This is a genomic window from Paraburkholderia sp. EG286A, from assembly GCF_040965375.1.
GTDB lineage: Bacteria > Pseudomonadota > Gammaproteobacteria > Burkholderiales > Burkholderiaceae > Paraburkholderia.
This window is the reverse complement of the sequence record NZ_JBFRCB010000006.1, coordinates 240473-259983: the sequence shown is the minus strand read 5'-3', so window position 1 is coordinate 259983 and position 19511 is coordinate 240473. Positions and strand designations below refer to the sequence as shown.

At 61.3% G+C, this 19511-nt stretch carries 20 protein-coding genes and 2 pseudogenes; 8 read left to right on the top strand and 14 right to left on the bottom strand.

All coding sequences use genetic code 11. The annotated features are described in order from the left end of the window. Positions 1-2 precede the first annotated feature (2 nt). From AB4Y35_RS28145 to hyfB, 4 genes are read right to left on the bottom strand one after another with little or no spacing between them, the layout of a single operon-like run. Positions 3-1466: a hydrogenase 4 subunit F gene (locus AB4Y35_RS28145; RefSeq protein WP_368706937.1), complete on the bottom strand. Its 1464-nt coding sequence runs from the start codon at positions 1464-1466 to the stop codon at positions 3-5. Beyond that, positions 1459-2118 carry a formate hydrogenlyase gene (locus AB4Y35_RS28140; RefSeq protein WP_324160709.1) on the bottom strand — a complete coding sequence of 220 codons (660 nt, stop codon included), beginning with the start codon at positions 2116-2118 and terminating at the stop codon, positions 1459-1461. Before AB4Y35_RS28140 ends, AB4Y35_RS28145 begins: the two co-directional genes overlap by 8 nt. Then, positions 2119-3069 carry a respiratory chain complex I subunit 1 family protein gene (locus AB4Y35_RS28135; protein WP_368706936.1) on the bottom strand — a complete coding sequence of 317 codons (951 nt, stop codon included), beginning with the start codon at positions 3067-3069 and terminating at the stop codon, positions 2119-2121. Further along, complete coding sequence (gene hyfB, locus AB4Y35_RS28130) at positions 3063-5069, bottom strand: hydrogenase 4 subunit B (protein ID WP_368706935.1); 2007 nt, start codon at positions 5067-5069, stop codon at positions 3063-3065. The genes AB4Y35_RS28135 and hyfB overlap by 7 nt, the downstream gene beginning before the upstream one ends. Before the next feature lie 540 nt (positions 5070-5609). Here hyfB and AB4Y35_RS28125 point away from each other — a divergent pair. Continuing rightward, positions 5610-5807: a ribbon-helix-helix protein, CopG family gene (locus tag AB4Y35_RS28125; protein WP_342952542.1), complete on the top strand. Its 198-nt coding sequence runs from the start codon at positions 5610-5612 to the stop codon at positions 5805-5807. Positions 5808-5837: 30 nt separating this feature from the next. Here the strand turns inward: AB4Y35_RS28125 and AB4Y35_RS28120 are convergent, their stop codons facing one another. Beyond that, entirely contained in the window at positions 5838-6674 is an 837-nt protein-coding gene (locus AB4Y35_RS28120) for a spermidine synthase (RefSeq protein ID WP_368706934.1), read from the bottom strand. A gap of 73 nt (positions 6675-6747) precedes the next feature. Then, the gene (locus AB4Y35_RS28115; protein ID WP_368706933.1) at positions 6748-7092 is read right to left on the bottom strand and encodes a zinc ribbon domain-containing protein YjdM; all 345 of its coding nucleotides are present in this window, start codon (positions 7090-7092) and stop codon (positions 6748-6750) included. Positions 7093-7271: 179 nt separating this feature from the next. Between AB4Y35_RS28115 and AB4Y35_RS28110 the strand changes: the two genes are divergently transcribed. The 4 genes from AB4Y35_RS28110 to AB4Y35_RS28095 are packed head-to-tail and all read left to right on the top strand — an operon-like array spanning position 7272 to position 9111. Beyond that, on the top strand, positions 7272-7718 hold the full coding sequence (locus tag AB4Y35_RS28110; RefSeq protein WP_368706932.1) for a hypothetical protein: 447 nt from the start codon (positions 7272-7274) through the stop codon (positions 7716-7718). A gap of 35 nt (positions 7719-7753) precedes the next feature. Continuing rightward, complete coding sequence (locus AB4Y35_RS28105; RefSeq protein ID WP_368691885.1) at positions 7754-8017, top strand: HPr family phosphocarrier protein; 264 nt, start codon at positions 7754-7756, stop codon at positions 8015-8017. Positions 8018-8022: 5 nt separating this feature from the next. Further along, on the top strand, positions 8023-8835 hold the full coding sequence (locus AB4Y35_RS28100) for a fused MFS/spermidine synthase (protein WP_368706931.1): 813 nt from the start codon (positions 8023-8025) through the stop codon (positions 8833-8835). Positions 8836-8889: 54 nt separating this feature from the next. Next, entirely contained in the window at positions 8890-9111 is a 222-nt protein-coding gene (locus AB4Y35_RS28095) for a hypothetical protein (RefSeq protein WP_368706930.1), read from the top strand. A gap of 1317 nt (positions 9112-10428) precedes the next feature. Here AB4Y35_RS28095 and AB4Y35_RS28090 read toward each other — a convergent pair. Both AB4Y35_RS28090 and AB4Y35_RS28085 read right to left on the bottom strand, forming a co-directional pair. Continuing rightward, a complete protein-coding gene (locus tag AB4Y35_RS28090) occupies positions 10429-10584 on the bottom strand; it encodes a hypothetical protein (RefSeq protein ID WP_154671546.1) in 156 nt (51 codons plus the stop codon). Between the two features lie 563 nt (positions 10585-11147). Continuing rightward, a complete protein-coding gene (locus AB4Y35_RS28085; RefSeq protein ID WP_368706929.1) occupies positions 11148-11510 on the bottom strand; it encodes an HNH endonuclease in 363 nt (120 codons plus the stop codon). A 719-nt stretch (positions 11511-12229) separates the two neighbouring features. Here AB4Y35_RS28085 and AB4Y35_RS28080 point away from each other — a divergent pair. After that, positions 12230-12841: pseudogene (locus AB4Y35_RS28080) on the top strand (tyrosine-type recombinase/integrase); the annotation flags it as partial. A 145-nt stretch (positions 12842-12986) separates the two neighbouring features. On the opposite strand, the gene AB4Y35_RS28075 reads toward AB4Y35_RS28080, so the two are convergent. Next, positions 12987-13409, bottom strand: a complete 423-nt coding sequence (locus AB4Y35_RS28075) for an Rrf2 family transcriptional regulator (RefSeq protein WP_368706928.1) — start codon at positions 13407-13409, stop codon at positions 12987-12989. 76 nt (positions 13410-13485) lie between these two features. Between AB4Y35_RS28075 and AB4Y35_RS28070 the strand changes: the two genes are divergently transcribed. Further along, positions 13486-14460, top strand: coding sequence for an alpha/beta fold hydrolase (locus tag AB4Y35_RS28070; RefSeq protein WP_368706927.1), 975 nt, complete (start codon positions 13486-13488; stop codon positions 14458-14460). 69 nt (positions 14461-14529) lie between these two features. Here AB4Y35_RS28070 and AB4Y35_RS28065 read toward each other — a convergent pair. The 4 genes and pseudogenes from AB4Y35_RS28065 to AB4Y35_RS28050 all read right to left on the bottom strand — a co-directional run. Continuing rightward, positions 14530-14744: pseudogene (locus AB4Y35_RS28065) on the bottom strand (helix-turn-helix domain-containing protein); the annotation flags it as partial. Between the two features lie 50 nt (positions 14745-14794). Continuing rightward, positions 14795-15574: a class I SAM-dependent methyltransferase gene (locus tag AB4Y35_RS28060; protein WP_368706926.1), complete on the bottom strand. Its 780-nt coding sequence runs from the start codon at positions 15572-15574 to the stop codon at positions 14795-14797. Between the two features lie 571 nt (positions 15575-16145). Continuing rightward, positions 16146-16301 carry a hypothetical protein gene (locus tag AB4Y35_RS28055; protein ID WP_368706925.1) on the bottom strand — a complete coding sequence of 52 codons (156 nt, stop codon included), beginning with the start codon at positions 16299-16301 and terminating at the stop codon, positions 16146-16148. A 28-nt stretch (positions 16302-16329) separates the two neighbouring features. Next, on the bottom strand, positions 16330-17082 hold the full coding sequence (locus AB4Y35_RS28050; RefSeq protein ID WP_368706924.1) for an SDR family NAD(P)-dependent oxidoreductase: 753 nt from the start codon (positions 17080-17082) through the stop codon (positions 16330-16332). Between the two features lie 118 nt (positions 17083-17200). Between AB4Y35_RS28050 and AB4Y35_RS28045 the strand changes: the two genes are divergently transcribed. Continuing rightward, positions 17201-17824: a TetR/AcrR family transcriptional regulator gene (locus AB4Y35_RS28045; protein WP_368706923.1), complete on the top strand. Its 624-nt coding sequence runs from the start codon at positions 17201-17203 to the stop codon at positions 17822-17824. 413 nt (positions 17825-18237) lie between these two features. Here the strand turns inward: AB4Y35_RS28045 and AB4Y35_RS28040 are convergent, their stop codons facing one another. Then, positions 18238-19506 carry an MFS transporter gene (locus AB4Y35_RS28040; RefSeq protein ID WP_368706922.1) on the bottom strand — a complete coding sequence of 423 codons (1269 nt, stop codon included), beginning with the start codon at positions 19504-19506 and terminating at the stop codon, positions 18238-18240. Positions 19507-19511: the final 5 nt, after the last annotated feature.

Sequence of the window (19511 nt, the reverse complement as noted above, 5' to 3'; positions counted from 1 at the left end):
CTTCAGCCCCCCAGCATCGTTGCGGCCTGGCGATACCACGTTGCCAGGTAAGGTGGCACATAGAGACCGAGCATCAGCCCGAGGCCCAGATGCACGAAGACCGGCAGCAGGGCAGGGCGATGCTCGAGCGGTTTTGCCGTTGTCGTTCCACCAAACACCATCCGCTGCACGCGCGCGAAGATTGCCGCAAAAGCGACGGCGAGGCCGAGCAGGAGCAGGGGCGCCGTCCACGGTATCGTATTCATGGCGGTCGTCAGGATCAGGAACTCGCTCGCAAACACGCCGAACGGCGGCAGGCCGAGAATCGCGAGAGAGCCGAGCATCATTGCCCAGCTGACTGTCGGGCTGACCTGCAGCAACCCGCGAATCCCATCGATCGCCTGCGTGCCTGCCTTCTGCGCCGCGTGACCCACGGTGAAGAAGATGGCCGATTTGACGAGCGAATGGACGGTCATATGAAGCAGCCCGGCAAACGTCGCGATCGGGCCGCCAAGTCCGAACGCGAAGGTCATCAGCCCCATGTGCTCGATCGAGGACCAGGAGAACAGCCGTTTGACGTCTTTCTGGCGAAACAGCGAGAACGATGCAACCAGCACCGACACGAGCCCAAAGCCGACCAGCAGCCGCCCCGGCAGGCCATTGCCCAGGGCACCATCGGCAAGGACCTTGCAGCGCAGCACCACGTACAGCGCGACGTTCAGCAGCAGCCCCGAAAGCACGGCCGAAATCGGTGTCGGGCCTTCGGCGTGGGCGTCCGGTAACCAGCTATGCATCGGTACCAGTCCGACCTTGGTGCCATAGCCTACGAGCAGGAAGACGAAGGCGATCGATACGATGTTGGGGTCCAGGTGGGTCCTGGCCGCTGCCAGGCTCGTCCAGAGCAGCGCATCGTCGCCGGTCAACTGCCGGCTCGCCGCGAGGTAAAGCAGGATCGTGCCGAACAAGGCCTGCGCGATGCCGACACCGCACAGGATGAAGTACTTCCATGCGGCCTCGAGGCTGGCGGCTGTGCGGTAGACGCTCACGAGCAGCACGGTCGCGAGTGTGGCTGCTTCCATCGCGACCCAAAGTACACCGAGATTGTTGGTCAGCAGCGCAAGCAGCATGGCGAACATGAAGAGCTGGTACATGCTGTGATACAGCCGCATGCGGTTTGCCGTCATCCGGCCACGGTCCTCTTCGACCTGCATGTACGGCCGCGAGAACAGTGACGTCGTCCAGCCGACGAATGCGGTCAGCGCGACGAGGTACACGTTGAGCGGATCGACAAAAAATGCCCGACCGTACGCAAACGACGGCCCATGTTCGACGGTGCGCGCGGCGAGTACGAGCGTGGCTGCAAACGTCGCGACGCTGAATGCGACGTTCAGGTGCCGCGCGACACGGCTCGTTCGCGTGAGCGCCAGGCATGCGGCGGCCAGGAGCGGAATGCCGAGTACGGCGAGCACGACGTGGGCGTCACTCATCCTTGAGTTTCTCGATGTGATGGATGTCGAGGCTGTCGAACTGCTCCCGGATCTGGAACATGAATACGCCCAGAATCAGGATGCCGACCAGCACGTCCAGCCCGATGCCGAGCTCCACGATCATCGGCATGCCGTTGGTCGCGGCCGTTGCTGCGAAGAACAGGCCGTTCTCCATCGACAGGAAGCCGATCACCTGGGGAATCGCCTTCGCGCGCGTGATCATCGCCATGAACGACAGCAGTACGCACGCGAGTGCGATCCCGAGTGTGCCGTGCGCGACCGAGGTCGCGAGCTGGCTGATTGGCGAGGCGACGGTGAACGCGATGATGACGAGCACGATACCAATGAGCATCGTCGTCGGAATGTTGATGAGCGGCTCGACGTCGGCCCGCACGTCGAGCCTGCGCACGAGCCGATACAGGATCCACGGAATCACGCCGACCTTCAGCACGAGCGTGAGGCCCGCGGACACGTACAGGTTTGCATCGCCCGTCACGAATCCGAGGATCAGGTTTGCCAGCACGAGTACGACGCCCTGCAGCGTATAGAGGTGAATCAGCGAGAGGATCCGGCGCTGGCTCAGCATCGCGAACGACAGTGCGAGCAGCACGGCCGCGAGGAAGTTGATGAGTTGCGTCGCGTAACCGTGCATTCATGCCCCCAGCAGAATGTGTACGAGCATGCCGATGACCGCGAGCAGGAACGCGGTGGCGAGAAACTCTGGAACCCGAAATATTCGCATCTTTGCATTGGCGGTCTCGACCGCGGCAAGTGCAGCACCGCCCACCATGAGCTTGATGAAAAGCACTGGCAGCGCGAGCAGCAGCGCAAACGGGCTGCCTGCCCCGGCGATGCCCCACGGTACGAACAGCGCCAGTCCAATGCATGAGTACGCAAACAGCTTGAGGCTCGCTGCCCATTCCATCAGTGCGAGGTGCCGTCCTGAATATTCGAGGATCAGTGCCTCGTGGATCATCGTCAGCTCGAGGTGGGTGGCCGGATTGTCGACCGGCAGGCGCGCGTTCTCGGCGAGCGACACCAGCGTGAACGCAATACCCGCGAAGGCCAGGCTCGGATAGATCGTGAGTTCACTCCGGCCCAGCGTTGCGACGATGCTCGTGAGCAGTGTCGACTGCGTGATCAGCGAGGCCGAGAACAGCACCATCAGCAGCGCGGGCTCCGCAAGGAAGCCGATCAGCATCTCGCGGCGGGCGCCGAGCGTGCCGAACGCGGTGCCGATGTCCATCGCGGCGAGCGACAACGCAACGCGCGCGAGCGCAAACAGGCCGACGAGCGCGATCGCGTCCGCTGCAGGCGACAGCGGCAGTTCAGTCGACAGCGTGGGCACAATCGCACACGCAAGCGTCATCGCGGCCCAGACGACGTAGGGGGCCCCACGGAACACCGGACTTGCACTGTGCGCGACGACCGATTCCTTGTTGAAGAGCTTGTGGAGCGTCCGGTACGGCTGCCAGATGGATGGTGCGCGCCGGTTCTGCAGCCATGCGCGGCACTGGTTGATCCAGCCCGTGAGCAAGGGGGCGCCGGCAAGCGCCACGAGAATCTCGAGGGCCTGCGAGATCGCGCCGGACAGGCTCACCATTGCCTCACCAGCATCAGGAGCAGGATCAGTACGGCGAAGCTGTAGGTGAGGTACACGGCAATCCTGCCCGTCTGCAGCCGGCCAGCCCATTGTGCCGCCCGTTGCGCGAGTGCCGCGATTCGGTCATAGAGCAGGGACCACGTGCGGTCGGTGACGGATACGCGATAGACCGGTTGCGTATCGTAGGGCGAGGGCAATTGCCGCTCGACGCGTAGGAGCGGCGCGAAGATCTCCCGGATTGGTTGCCCGAAGCCTTCGGCCGTGTCCTGCATCCGCGCCGTCGTGAACGGAAAGCCGCAGCTCCAGGGCGCCGCGCGACGCAGCCGGCCGTGGTAGAAGCGCCGCACCAGGACCCAGGCAAGCGCGCAACAGGCAATGAAGAAAAGCATGAACACGGCGGGCATGTAACTCGCCCGTGCAGCCGACACTGGCGCAAACAGCAGCCAGCCCTGGTTGTTCGCAGCGACGCCGCTGCCCACGAGTGCACGCGTGACCGGGTCCAGCACCTTGACGAACTGCACGGGCATCAGCCCGAGCAGCACGCCGACCACCGCGAACCAGCAGAACGCGAGCCGCTCCCACGCATTCGCGTCGCGTGCGCGGGCCAGTTTCGCTTCCCTCGGCTGCCCGAGGAACACGATGCCGAAAAACTTGACCATGGTGTAGCCGGCGAGCGCCGCCGACATCGCGACCAGCGCGGCCACGATCGGCACGGTCATGGCAAGCACGGAATTGGGCAAGCCCGGCGCGAACAGGAAACTCTGCAGCAGGAGCCACTCCGCGACGAAGCCACTCAGCGGCGGCAGGCCTGCACTGGCCGCGACGCCGGCGAGCACGGCCCACGCGGTCCACGGCATGAACCGGATCAGGCCGCCCAGCCTGCCAAGGTTACGCTCCCCGGTGGCGTGCAGCACAGCGCCCGTACCCAGGAACAGAAGGCTCTTGAAACACGCGTGTGCGGCGATCTGGTAGAGCATCGCGGTCAGCGCCAGGGCTGACAGAAGCGGCATGCCGCACGCGCGAAACAGCACCGCGAGTCCGAGTGCGGCGATCATCAGGCCAACGTTGTCGATCGACGAATACGCGAGCAGGCGCTTCATGTCGACCTGGATCGTGCTGAACACCACGCCAAGCAGCGTGGTGCCAACGCCGAGCACGAGCAGCAGCACACCCCACCACGCGATCTGCACGTGCAGCAGGTCGAACACGGTACGCAGCATGCCGTAGAGGCCGACTTTCAGCACGAATCCGCTCAGAAGTGCCGATACGGGCGACGGCGCCGCCGGATGCGCCTCCGGTAGCCAGACATGCAGCGGAAACACGCCGGCCTTCGCGCCGAATCCGGTCAGGGCGAACAGGAACGCGAGTGACGCCCAGAATGTATCGGGCGACTGAGCCCGCATGTTGGCGAAGGTGTAGTCGCCGGTGCGCGCCTGGAGAATGCCGAAGCACAGGAGCAGCGCGAGCGCGCCGACGTGTGAAATCAGGAAGTACAGGTAGGCGGCGCGACGGATCTCGCCGATCCGGTGGTTGGTCATGACGAGGAACGTGGCGGACAGCGTCAGCGTTTCCCAGGCAACCATGAACGCGTAGGCGTCGTCTGCGACGAGCACGAGCGCGATGCTCGCGATACACACGTGGTATTCGAAACAGATGAGTCCAGGCGCGGTCCCTTCGCCCTTGCGGAAATAGCCAGCGGAAAAGGCGCCGATCCCCACGCTGACGACGCCGAGCACGAACAGGAAATAGCCCGACAGCCGGTCGAGGCGCAGATGGAACGGAAGGCCGGGCAGGCCGACCGGCAGCACCATCGTGGACGGTTCGGCGAAGACACCAGCAACACCTGCCGCGCCCAGCAGCACGCCAGCCAGCGCTCCGAGCGGAAACAGTCCGTGCGCGACCAGCCGTGTGCGATGCAACACCCCAAGGCCCAGCGCGCCGACTGCGAGCCAGGCAGCCACGACCAGCAGGACGAAATGGACGCCAGACACGCTTGCCATCCGGATTGTCTCCAGTGCGCTCGGATTGGACGAGGGGCATGGACCGAGCCCGGCACACCGGATCAGTCCTGCGCATAATATTACATCGAAAGATGCATGTGGCTAGCAGGGTATGCTAATGACGTTATCATGTGAGCTACATGGGGCCGAAAAGGCCGATGCACCAGTTGTGCTGACGCCCGCCTCACACAGCGCCCGACGGACTCGCGGAAAGTGGGCGCAGTGCAAGTGCAAACCGTCGGCCTGGGTTGTCGCTCGCCTTTATCGCCGACGACGTGTTCGCGTAGTTCCGCAGGCAGCAGCCGGGCACGGGGAGAGCCCTTTGCCGTGCCGGGCACGATGGTCTGCGTGAGGAGCGTGAAGCGGGGGAGTGGCCGTAGCGCGCAGTCCCGGCAGTGTTACCGGAACGTCGCTGTGCAGGGTATCGATGCCCAGGGCGTCGTGACTATCGGGACGGCCTCGCGCGCTTGCGCGGGCATTGGCATTGAACGCGAGTGTATTATAATTCGATTATCATACTTGCCTTTCCTGCCTCTCCCAATGGAAACGAAAACCGCGCGTCTGACCATCCTGATCGATCCCGCCAAGAAGGAGGCATTCGAGAAGCTCTGTGCCGCGCAGGATCTGACGTCTTCGCAGGTTGTCCGGCAGTTGATCCGCGAATATCTCGAGCGTCACGGTGTGACCTACAAGACGAAGAGTACGCTAGGAAAGCGGGTCGGGCGCAGCGCTGACTGAAGGTGACTGAAGCTCACCGAGCCAGCACGTTCACGCACCATGCTCCCAGTGCGCGTGGCCGTTCTCGCGCCAGATCAACCGTTTCGGGTCGAGGCTCACACCGCCCTTCAGTCGTCTGGCGGTAACCGGTAGCCGCAGGTCATCCGCCCACGCATACGAGAAGGCGCGATCCAGCAGGACGCGCGAAGACGGCAAACGGCTTCTGCCTTTCCAGGCGAAAGCGACGAAATTGCTGTCGTCCCCGCATCGGACCAATGCGTATGAGGCGCCGAACACGGATTTCAGCCGTTCAACGTAAAGGTCCAGCGCGGGTTCGTCATCGGTGAAATTCATTGCAAGGACGCCCGTGTCGGTCAACCGTTCGCGACATGCAGAGAAGAATGCGATATCGGTGCACTGGCTCGCGACCCCGCCCGACACGTAAGCATCAACCAGGATGACATCGGCTGCAACGCCCTCATTCCGGATGTGGTCTGCACCATCGGCGCACACCACCCTGAAGCGCGCGTCGTCTGCCGGAATCCTGAACACGTCGCGCAGCGCAATCACCTCAGGCTCGATCTCGACCGCAGTGATCTCCACTTCAGGCAGATGCAGATAGCAGTACTTTGCCAGTGAGCCCCCGCCCAGCCCGATCATGCAGATGTGACTGGGAGCGGGCTGCAGCAGCAGGAACCCCATCATCGTGCGCGTATAGCCGAGCGTGAGCCTGTCCGGCGCACGAAGCGACATGCAGCTCTGGGTGGCAAAGTGATCGAAGTGCAGGGACACGGCGTGCTGCGTTTCCAGCACGAAGGGTCGCCTGTCGTTCAGTGGCGTCGAGAGGAACTCGACGAATGCGTCACAGGATGTCTGGTCGCCGCCCATTCTCGATATATCCGGTAGTCAGGCAAGTGCGTAAAACACCGCGGCGCTTCGCGAGCGGGTGCAGGCCACCCGGTCAGGCCTTCTTCAGGAAGCAGGCCTTGAGCATGAAGCTGCCGGTATCGGTCCTGCAGTCGATCTCGTGATCGCCGCCGACGATCCGGATATTTTTGACCCTGGTGCCCATCTTCAGCGTGATCGAGGAGCCCTTGACGCGCAGGTCCTTGATCAGCACGACCGAGTCACCGTCTGAGAGCACGGCTCCGTTTGCGTCCCGGACCACACTCCTTTCCGATTCGCTCACGGTTTCCACACCCCCGTTCTCTGACCATTCATGGCCACAGTCCGCGCACACATACAGCGCTGCGTCCGGGTACGTGTTCTCCATTGAGCATTGCGGGCATGCGGGGGCGGCGTTCATTGCGGATTTCATTGAAAACAGTTTCGGGTCAGTCAGGAAGAAGACGGGTGTTCGCCGGAGGCGATCATCTGCTCGCACACAGTGCATTATAATGTAAGGCACATGAAATTGTTGCTGTATTATAATGATGATCGCCGCCCTTCAGCGAACTTGCGGGCGGATTCGCTGAGGATGTCGTCATGTTTGATCTGGATGGAGCGCTGCTGCTGCCTGACCGGCGCATGGTTCGCGTGCAGGAAATCGCGGGAAGCCGGGGTCTGATCCTGGTGGGGGTCGGGCGCGGTGGCGAACGCGGGTTCCAGATGATCCACCGCTTCCACGACGTCGGTGAGCAACTCGCGGCGGCCGGCATTCACCTGGCCTTCGTCTATCCGCGCGAATCGGCCCGGCACGTGCTGGATGCGATCTCGGTCGCCAGCGCGAGGTTCCGACACCATCCGCGGCTCCTTCTTGACGTGGACCGCCGGTGTTTTGCGCAGGCCGTGTGGCCCCGATCGCTTGAAGCGGTTCACCTGAACCTCGAAATGACACGCCTTGCCGGCGTCAGCATCGACCTGCAGGACACAACGTGGGAAGGCGAACTCAGGGCGTTTCTCGCGGACTGTCAGGTCGATAATTCGCACTGAATCCAGGGACCTGTCCCGAGATTTTGGAAAAGAACATGGCAACCGTTGTGGATGTTGAAGCCGGTTCCGGCTGGAACCGGAATGGGGCGCACGCTGCCCGGGATGTATTCGTCAATGTGGCGCGCCGTTTCGAAAGCGACATCCTGCTGGTCGCGAATGGACGCCGCGGTAACGCGAAGGATGGCATGGCAATCGACGCACTACGGGTGCGCGGCGGGACCGCTGCCCAGGTGCTGGTCGCGGGCCCGGACGAAGAGGCGGCACTTCACGCGCTTTTACCGCTGCTACAGCAGGGGTGAACCGCATGCCCCGGTTCAACTGGCCACTCCCGAATATCCGTGCCCGTGGCCCAGGCGCTGCTCCGGATATCCCGGTTGTTGTGCAATCCGAACATCTCGTCTCGCTGTACTTTGACGGCCGTGGCATGCAAAGCGCCATGCTGCGCGCGGCGCCAGATGCGCTTGTATTGGGATATTCGCGCACGATGATGGGATTCCTGTTGCTGCAGCCCGCTCCCAGACACATCTGCATGATCGGGCTGGGTGGAGGATCACTGACCAAGTACTGCTATCGGCATCTGCCGGATGCACGCATCACGGTAGTCGAGATCAATCCGGAGGTGATTGCGCTGCGCGAGCGCTTCTGCATCCCACCCGACGACGAGCGGCTGTCGGTCGTTTGTGCGGACGCCGCGCAGTATCTGTCGACAACCACGCACACCTTCGATGCGCTGCTGCTCGACGGTTTCAATGCGCACGGCGTGCCCCCCGAGCTATCTGACGGAGCCTTCTACGAAGCCTGCCATTCGCGGTTGAACGACGACGGCGTGCTGGCCGCCAACCTGCAGGCAGAGGATTCACGGCTTGGGGACAATCTCACCCGGATTCGCGAGACGTTCGGTTCATCGGTCGCGCTCGCCCCGGCCAAAGACAGCGCCGGAAACATCATTGCCTTCGCGTGGAAGAACGGTGTCCCGTTACCTTCACTCGAGGCGCTGATGAAGGAGGCGGATCAACACGCCGGGCAACATGGCGCTGACCTCGTTGAAACAGCCGTACGCATCGAGATGGGTGCGCGCTACGACTGGACGCGACAGGAAGCGTCGATTTTCCTCTGATGGCGTAGCGCCTCGCAATCCGCAACGACTAGCCGTTAATTCCTTGGAGAAGCAATGATCGACAACGACTCACCAAATGAGCAAACCATATCCGCGTCCTCAATCTGGGCACTGGAGCGCCTCGCTGAAGTTCGCTATGGGAGAGACGCCCCCGCGCTCGGTTGGTCGGTCACACGGGAGTTGATCAGCGCGGGCTTCGTTAGCTACCCATCCGGCGCGCGCTCCAGTATTGCGATTACGGCTTCCGGACGGGCATTCCTGAAAAGCCGGAAGTAGGTCCCGCCATCACGAAAGTGATTGCCTGGTACATCCTGTACGAGATGATCGATTGCGTATTCGGCTTGGTGCGGAGAGATCATCGTCGCTCTCAGGTGAGGAGCCTGCCGCAAACCAGTGCATCGATGTCCGGATGCAGGACTATTCCCGGTTGAAACCGCCGTCGGCGGACAGAGCGCGGGCGTCTGCGACGCGCCGCGGACCGGCCAATGGCAGCGAACGGAGCGGTCTGGTCATCCACTCTGATTTCTGGGAGGCCGCAGTTCGGCTATAGCTAACATCTGGGCGGACCCGATTCTTTGTCAGCACTGCTACAGATTGACGACGTGGCTGCATCGAACAGCCCGGCGTCGGCTTCCTGCATCCGCGACCTCACACTTTCGACCCGTTGCCGCCATCCGCCGTCGGCAAGATTGTGTCCGCTCTTGCCGAGCGGATTCAACCGGTCGATATGGAACTGTCGTGTTGACGATAACTATGACGCTTTCTCGGGTGGGTATTCATTCGTAACGCGCTCAGCGCCACGGCCTCCGAATTGATTTTGTCGATCGCGCGAAGCGGCTCCTGGAGCACGAGTGACCTGGTAATCACCTCGTCAACATTGCCTTTGAAATTCGGTGCGTCCGCGGCCATACGAGTGCAACGATGCGTTGCCTTCAGATGGTCGTATTAAGCTCTCCACGAACCACGCGGAGGCGCCGCGAGAAAATTCCGAAACGTCGAGTACGATCAATTGCTGCAACGGTTCAAGAAGGAATGAATGCCAACTGTCGAAGCCATATGCCTTCGACCTCCCACAACCCTTCACGTTAAGCAGAACGGCCAGAGAGTCCCTGATCACCTTGTCGCGGCCAATGATCACAATGGGGCCGACGCGGGGGGGGCAGCGCATGGGCACCTGCCAGGTGCAACTGCCACTGACAGCGCAACCACTCCAACCGCGATCGCTCGTAACAGTCCTCCGCGCGCGCAAGCGCAGCGAGGGACGTCGCTGGATCGTGCTCCAGGCGTTGCAGATCTATGACGCAGAGGATCCGATTTGCGCCATGCGCGCGGCGCCTTCGATTGGCGTGTTAGCCGTTCCACGACTCGACGTTCAGGCCGATCCGTGCAGCACGCTGCACATCCCATGTGGATGGCGACGGGCTTTTCAATCGTGGGCGCTGGCGCTTTGGAGCACGCTCAGGGGGAGAAATGCAGACGTTCTTTCCGTGCAATCCGGCGTGCGACGAGGGATTGGAAACGCTCAAACATGAGTTTGGTACTGCCTGCCAGCAGTGCGCGTGGTGCCGCGGGACGGGTTTTTGACGGCGGGGATCAGCCGTTCAGTTGCGACTCGACGTTGAGGACGATCTGTGCGAGCGGGTTGTTGTCTGCGGACTGGGGCGCGAACTTGATCTGGGCGAACGTGACAACAGCGAAAGCGACGACGACGAGGGCAGCAGATGCGGCGATGCGGGGAATGTATTTCACAGGGACTTCCTTTCGAGGTGTAGGCAGAAACTGGCGAAGCTGACAGGGGGCCGAGTCACTTCGGCGCCATGGCTGTCGACAACCGGCAAGGCCGCACACGGGGTCCGATCGCGCCTGGCGATCTGGACCGCACTGCAAAAAGAGGGGCGACCCAAACCCTGCCACTATAAAGGTTTTACCCGTGTGTGCAGTGCGACGCCCGGTCGCCAGTGGGTGCTTAATTCTTGAGCAGCGCTTCGTGATTGAAAGGTCTATGTAGGCCGTAACGAGCAGTGCGGCACGGTGCTTTAGACCACCATCGGCAATGTGTTAAAAATAGGCTTAACATGGGATACGCTCGCCACCAATGGCGCGTAGGAGGTTCCATGGACCATTACATCGTGCTAGCCGTGATTCTGCTAGTCCCTTCGATCGCGTTTGCGTCCATGCTTTATACGGGCACGCACAAACGCCATTGAAGGCCGGTGGTGATGACTTTGCCGCTGGTTCAGGCGGCACGGGAAATCGGACGACCACCGACGTGCCACGTAAGGCTCCCGGCGGGAACCCGCAAGACCTCCAGGCTAATTGCGCAGCTTGGAGGAGCGCTCCACCTTCTTCGCAAGGACGCGCTGGTAGTGCGCCCCCAGGTAGACAGCCTGTTCTGCCGTGGGTGTTTTGCGCATGCGCGTATGCTCCCCCGCCAGACGGGAGCGTTCTGCCTCGTCGATCGCATCGGAGAAGAGCAGCTCGCCAGTCTCGGGATGGACAGACATAAGGTAGCCGTCGTAGATCTTCTCCAAAGTGCCCGCGAGCAGCAAGCCATTGCTCGGGTCCAGTTTCTTTACATCGGTGCTGTCCGTCCATGGCTTGGCATGACTCGCGACCAGCGCTCTCAAGGTGTAAGCGCCGGTCACTGCACACTGGCCTTCCCACAGCTCGATCATGTTCTTGCGGCGCCGTTACGTCGCGCCTGGCGCTGAGCATGAAGTTTATTGTCTGGCGGCTCGCCCGAACCACCGCCCGAAAGCGAATCCACCGTTTGACAAACTCCGGCGCAAAGCGCCGCACCATGCAGGATCTTCGTGTGCGTGAGCGAGAGACTCCGTTCACCATCGTTTCGACCCGTAGAATTGGATGATCCTGTCACCAGCGGGCCATGTGGGGTTGCGATCGGAGCCGTGCGTGTAGACACATTTAATGTGCTCTACGGCCGGCGCCGACGGCAACGCGAGCCTGTAAGCGAAGTACGGGACCTTCTTGAGGTCCGCGCCTGCTCAAGTGTCGGTGGCAACGAAACAGCTACCGCCCGGCCCCCTTCCTGTGTCGGCTCCGTGCTCGCAGAGCAGCTTTGCATGCGCCAGAGCTAGCAACGTCTCAATTCGCCCCCCTCGCATGGTCGCCCTCGGGCTGGCAGAGTTGATAGGGCGACGCGCTTTTAAACTTTCGGCGTATTGCCGTTGTGTTTGCAGTAGCTCAGGGCAGGAGGCCGGAGCACAGTAGCGCATCTCCGTCGAATGACCGGACTCGGCGGCGCCTGGGTCATTCGAAGCTGCATGGTGGCTGTCTCTTGGTGGCCGGTTGTGAGCCTCCGAGAAATCGATCGTAAGCGGACACCCGAGCGGGGTAACAAAATCGAACTCCCATCTTCTTGTGGGAGTCTGTCATGAAGACCGCACAAGCCCGTGAGGCATGGAACAAAGGGAAGCTCATCGGCCAAAAGCCTCCTCCGCGGCCAAGAGACGCCTGGGCCATCAGGATCCACCTCCAGAACGCCAACGCAGTCCGTGATCTCGCTTTGTTCAACCTGGCTATCGATAGCAAACTACGCGGCTGTGACCTTGTCAGTCTGAGAGTTCGCGACGTCACCCACGGCAATCAGGTATTGCCCCGGGCGCTGGTCGTTCAGCAAAAGACCCGGCGACCCGTGCAGTTTGAATTGACCGAGCCAACCTGATCCGCCGTTGGAGCTCGGCTCGAGAAGGCCTCGCTGAGGCCGGAGGAATGTCGTTTCGCCAGTCGACTTTCGGCGTATCCGCACATTTCGACTCGGCAATACGCCAGGATCGTATGCCAATGGGCAACTGCGGCGGGGCTCGACCCAACCGCTTGTGGCACCCATTCGATGCGCCGCACCTAAGTGACATTGATATACAAGCGCACAAAGAACCTCAGGGCTGACCAACTATTGCTTGGTCACAGCAAACTGGAAAGTACGGTCCGCTACCTTTGGATCGAAGTTGACGATGCCCTGGAGATGTCCGAGCAGACTGAGATCCAGCGGATCCGGCTCATGCCGCACGAACTGAATTTGAGTTCGTGCGGCTGCTTTGGGGCGCTCCTACGTCCGCGCGGAACCGGCCAGAAACGGTCGTACGCGGCCTACAGACAGACGACTGCCCCGCGCCAAAAGTGGACGCTCCTTAGGGCTTCGGCACCTTCACGTACCGAGCTATGACGGAAAGAGGCATTTGCGCGAAACGTCGGAGCAATTCGTCCTCTGCCGAACTCAGTGCATCGTCGAGGAACCGGTTGACGGCTGACTCCACCGGGCAGGCCGGATTGTCATCCGCCGTACCGATCGCGAATGCGCTCTTAGATGCGATTGCAGCATATATGTCACGCACGGTGAGATCGCCGAGTTCACGACGGAGAGCCCAGCCTCCCCCCGGTCCAACGATCGACTCTACATAACCGGCCGCACGCAGCGCAGCCATAGTGCGTCGAACCAGCGACGGCTGAGTGTGCAGCATTTGCGCGATCGTCTCGGAGGTGGTTGTGCCGCCGCGCAGGTCCATGTGTACGAGTACGTGAAGAAGCCGGGCCAGCCGTGTATCGCGTTGCATGTTGCTTGAAGCAAGTTATTCGTGACATTTGATGTTACGATTTCGCGTGACTTAACGCAACCATCGGAGCGCGATCGTGTACGCATTTACTCAGTCCTTCATCGAAACCAATGGCGTCCGCCTGAGCGTCGCTGCCCAGGGAGCGGGGCCGCTAGTCCTGCTTCTTCATGGGTTTCCTGAGACGTCGTACGCGTGGCGACACCAATTGATGGGCTTATCGAATGCAGGCTTTCGCGCAGTCGCACCGGATCTGCGGGGCTTCGGACTCAGCGATTCTCCGATTGAACCAGGGCGGTATACGACGCTCGACATTGTCGGTGACCTGGTGGGCATCATGGACGCGCTCGGAGAGACAAATGCTGTCGTGGTGGGAAATGACTGGGGCGCAACCATTGCGTGGCAGGCCGTGCTGTTGCGCCCCGACCGCTTTCGCGCTGTCGTGGCGCTCGGGGTTCCCATGATGGGCCGAGCCCCGATCTCGCCGAGCCGGATATTTCCGCAAACTGAACAAGCGTGGTTTTACACGCATTACTTTTCTCAAGCTGGGCAAGCCGAGAGCGAACTCGAGCTCGACGTTGCTGCTACACTGCATAAGCTTTATTTCTGGGCGTCAGGGGACGCCGGCCCGCGCGACCAGAAAACACCCAATCCTTTTGGACTCGTTGCGAGGCAGGCGGGACTCCTCGGCGCTCTGCCTGAACCTGCGTCGCCACCCACATGGCTCGATAAGGCCGACTTCGACGCTTTTGTGCGGGCATACAAGGCGTCGGGGTTTCGCGGTGGGCTGAACTATTACCGCAATCTCGACCGTAACTGGGAATTGCAGGCAGCCTTCAACGGCCTGCCGGTCCAAACTCCCGCCCTTTATCTAGTCGGGGAATACGACACCGGGCTGGCGATTCCGGGCATGCGCGAAATCATCGGCGACATGCGGAAACTCGTGCCCAACCTGCGAGATTCTCAAATCATTCAGCGAGCGGGTCACTGGCTGCAACAAGAGGCCCCGGACCTCGTCAACGCCGCCGTGATCGAGTTTCTGCGCAACCTTTAGGAGCCGTTGACCGCATGTAGATGGCGCATTCAACCGGTCATTTAACCCGGCGAAAAATGACTGGCAGCCGCTGCAGCCGAACTCGCGGCCAAACCAGTGCGAAAAGGTGCAGGAAGATGAGAGGCCGAGCAGCGTCGCAACTTCCGGGAGCGGTCGTTCGCGATTTTCATGTAGCGAATGACCATGTCGACGCGCGCCGCATTGAGAATGGACGAATAGCTCTCGCCGTAATCGGCCAGCCGGCGGTGAACGGCGCGCCTGTTGACGCCAAGGTGCATGGCAACCCACAAAGGCTCGCGGGAGTGCATTTCGGTGCGCCCGCGTCAAACGCCCGTCAAGTGAAGCGGCGCCGTCCCCATATGGCGATGTTTGCCCCGCCGAAGGCCCACAGGTCCGGTGACTGGAGAAGTTGCAACGCTTCGTCGAGCCGGGGCGCAGCCAGTGCACCTGTCGCGAGCAGTTGATCGCGCATCTGCACGGCCGTCAGCTCGAAGAATTCGGCAGCGGGCGAGCCGCCCTGGATGACGGGAAACTCTCCGGCGCCCCCGAGTTCCTCGAGACCCATGGCAGCCACGGTCTCGGGAAGGGCGCGCGCCCAGAAGCAGTCGCGACCCGACGGCTTTACCACTGTGTTGACGAGCGCGACCATGAATTCGCGGAACACGGTGGACGATGATGCATGCACCGGGAAGAAGTCGACTTCCTCCAGCAATAGCCATCCGCCGGGGCGCAGCGCGTCAATCATCTGGCGGATCGCTTGTTCGGGTTCGCGCAGATGGTGCAGGAGCCAGCGTGAATGGACGAAATCGAATGGCGCGCCGGGGGGCTCAGAAGCGACGATGTCATGTTGCAGGACTTCCAGGTTCGGAAGACGGATTGGGTCGAGCAATGCGATGTTGATGTCGGTGGCCACGACGCTGCCGGTCGGCCCCACTTGCTCGCAAAGCCATTTTGCTATCGAACCGCTTCCGGCTGCCACCTCGAGGCAACGCGCCCCCTGACTGACGCCGAGCAGGGTGATGCGACGCTGGGTCATCGGATCGAGCATTCTCTCCAGCAGCGTCAGACGGCGATTGGCGTGCTCCCAGGAGTTATCCAACGCATAGCCAGACATGAGCACCTCTCATTGTTTAGAGCGTTGTCATCGCATGCACGCAACGGTTATGCCTTCTGTGATCCGGATAGACTCGCACAGCGGTGACATGAAACTTAACCAACGCTGACGAGAAACACAGTGTTAGCGTATTAATACGGAATACTGAAGAAGAAAAATGACCGGGTCGCGTGCCATGAACTGTTTGAACCACTCAAACGACTGCTGGCCATGGAGGGGGGTGGTGTAACCGAGTATAGATTGCCTCTGGATGAGTATTGAATAAATTCGTAATCTCCACGACGGTATTCTGCTAATACTTACATTGAAAATCAGAAGAAGCCCGAACTCAAGTCGGAGGCGTGCTTCGACGTGAGCGCTGCGGTGCATCAGGTTGGGACGTCAGCAGGGCCCGGAACGTTTCGATATTTATCCCGCGCTTTACTGGGGCGTGACCAGATAGTGACGGTGGCAGAGGTTGTTCCTGGCCGTGACCAGTTTCACGCCGCACGCCGGTACTTGCGAGGCGTACGTGTGGCGGATCCAGTGACGCCATCGCCGGGCGGACGTCCAACTCGGCGCGCGGCCGGTGTCAACGTGCGAGGCGCTGGCGGCATGGAATTTCACGGCCCCGAAGGAATGTATTTGATGCGCGCGTGACGAAGTCGATGGCTTTCTCGGGCGCCTCATTGTCGATGAGGCGCGTGAACCACAGGTACAGCATGTCGTCGGCTGCGCTACGACTCATTTATCTCAGTGACGTTTTGCGGACTGAGTCACCAAGGCAGAGGACCATCAAAGTTCGAGAACGTGCCTGTCGGTCCATTCGCATCAAGGAGCGCCAGGCGAACGGGTTCTCGCGCTGCATCCTCAACCGATCCTGCGCCCTGTGCAAAGTTACTAATAGCGGTTGCGGTGAAGCCTGGACAGGCTGCGTTGACCTTGATGTTCGTGCCCTCCAGTTCAATGGCGAACGCTTGCGTGACGGCGTTGAGTGCCGCTTTCGAGGCTTGATAAGCGCCGACATACTGTCGCGAGAACTCCGACGGGTTGTCCTTCAGCGTAAGGGAGCCACCTGCGCTCGAAATATTTACGATGCGTCCGGCCGGTGCTTGCCGGAGCAACGGCAACATTGCCTGTGTAACGGCAACAACCCCAAACACGTTTGTCTCAAACACGGCGCTCATATCGTCGACTGATACACGGCTCAGTTTGTCGCCGTCCCTCATTTCTTCGATAGGCGTCCCCGGCTTGATTGGACGCGAGATCCCCGCGTTGTTGACCAGCACATCGAGACGTCCCACTGTCTCCTCGATCTGCCTGGCTGCTTCCGCAATCGACGTTCGATCCGTCACATCGAGCTGGATAGCCTGGACCTCTCCGCCGATGCTTCTTGCTGCCGCCACGCCGAGGTCCAGCTTGCGGGCTCCGACGAGTACCTTGAAACCTTTCGCCGCCAGTTCCTTGGCGATCTGAAGGCCAATTCCTTTGTTCGCACCGCTAACGAGTGCGACGGGTGTGCTCTGCATGTTTGCTCCGCTCAAAATGATGGGTGAAAGCGATTCGCCTACGGTAGAATGCAAGCGGAACGTCGCTCCGGTTACTGACTATACGGAACAAGGTTCCGTATAGCAAGGGGAAAATGAATTGAGCAGCAAAACGAACAAGTCCGCGAACGAACGTGCGTCGCGCCCCGTGCGCGCTGACGCACGACGCAACATAGACACGCTCCTGCGAACAGCACTGGATGTTTTCGAAACCTCGGGCATCGATGCTCCGGTGCGCGAGATTGCGCAAAAGGCCGGTGTGGGCGTCGGCACGATCTATCGCCACTTCCCGCAACGTTCCGACCTTGTGGTGGCTGCGTTGTGCAGCGAGGTGGACGCCTGCGCGGACGCCGGCTCTGAACTTGCCGCCACGCTTGGCGCTGGAGAGGCGTTACTGGAATGGGTTGACCGCTATGTCGAGTTCGTGACGAAGAGGCGTGGTCTCGCTGCCGCCCTGAATTCTGGCGACCCAGCATTCAAGGCTTTGCCGCTGTATTTTTTGCAACGACTCCGTCCGGTCGTTCAGAGTCTCCTCGACACGGCGACAGCTGCAGGCGAAATTCGCAGAGGCGTCCAACCGGACGAGCTCCTGTGCGCAGTGGGTGCACTTTGCGCCCCACTCGAATGTCCCGACCCACTTGATGCCCGGAGGTTGGTGGGTTTGTTTATTGACGGATTGCGCTACGGTGCGAGTCCGGAGCCTTCCAGATCAGTATCGAAGTAAGGCTGCGCGCGAAGAGATAGGGCGTTCGTTCGATGGGTACCCGGAATGGGAGCTTGGGATTCACGCGCTCTCGTGATGTACCTACAGTGGTCCTACTTGCGAAGCAGAAGGCCCGACATCCCCATAGCGCACCGTATTCATGTGCGAGATGCGTAACATGGCCTGCGCTTGATGATAAGAGCAGGAGTAGGCGGTGCGCCAAACTTCGTGCAACGGGGAGAATGCGGGCGTGGTCTACCGGAAGGTCAAGAGCGGCGAAGTCCTGTTTTGTGCGGTCCTTGCCATGGACAGCGGACCACACTAGCGAGGTCGTCAGTCGTGGTCGGCTGGAGCCCTGACCGCGCGGAGCACGACTTCGGTTTGCTCATGCCGTGGTTCGACCAGACGGCTCGACAATCGCTGCAAACGCGCTTCTATCCGATCTCATCGCCCTTTGGTGCGCTGATCGCGCTCTGCCAGCGTGGTGCGCGCCTACTTGCCACCGCCGAGCCAAGCAGCGCGATAACTGCAAGGGCTAGTGGAACTAGCGACAGCCCGAGCACCGTGTTCCATCCGTAGGTGGCCAGCAGGTCGCCCGACAGGAACGAGCCGAAGGCCATCGTCCCGAACACGATGAAGTCATTGAGCGACTGCACACGCGCCCTTTCCTCGGGCTGATGGCATTCGAGCACGAGGGCTGACGCCCCTACAAAGCCTAAGTTCCAGCCCATGCCGAGCAGGATGAGCGTCAGCCAGAAGTGCGCCACATCGACGCCCAGCAATCCGGTGGCCGCCGAAAGTGCCGTCAATGCCAGACCTGCCATAACAACCCGTTGAGCGCCGAAACGCGCAATCAGCCTGCCCGTGAAAAAGCCGGGCGCGTACATCGCGATAACGTGCCATTGAATCCCGAGGTTGGACGACCGCTGCGACAGTCCGCACATCCGCATCGCCAAAGGGGCGGCCGTCATGAGGAAATTCATCAGCAGGTACGAGACAACCGCACAGATCACGGCGGTAACAAATCGAGGCTGCCGGACGATGACGCCGATCGGGCGACCTCCAGCAGTCTCTGCCACCGTAGGCTTGGAGAGGCGAACACCTTGCAGGACGAGTGCGGCCAGGGCGCCCACTGCCGCTTGCGCCAAAAAGGTCGCCGCGAATGTGTAAGGTGGCCACAAATTCATGGTCCACGTGACTAGCTGTGGGCCGATTACCCCAGCGAAAACTCCGCCTGCCATGACGAACGACAGCGCGCGGGGGCGCCGCTCCAGCGGCACGCAATCCGCGGCTGCGAAGCGGAAAGAAAGCACTACGGCGGCGTAAGCGCCGCCGAAAAACGCTGCCACGCAAAAGAGCCAGAATGCGCCCAGCATCACAGCCCAGGCCGCAAGCAGGCCGGCCAGGACGCCGCATGCGGTTCCCGCCATGAATGCAGTACGCCGCCCCCAGCGTTGGGCAACTGCCCCGGCCGGCAGCGAGGATGTCGCCATCCCCACCACAAATATCGAGATTGGCAGGGTCGCCCAAGCGTGACTGGGCGCGAGCGTGTTGCCAACGATAGCGCCGGTTGCATAGAAGACGGTTGAGTTCGCGCCGGCAAGCGCCTGGGCAATCGTAAGCCTTGCGACATTGCCCCTGGCGTGCGCGTATTCGGACAAAGAACGCCAGTCGCCGACGGTACCCGGATTAACTTCTGACATGGACG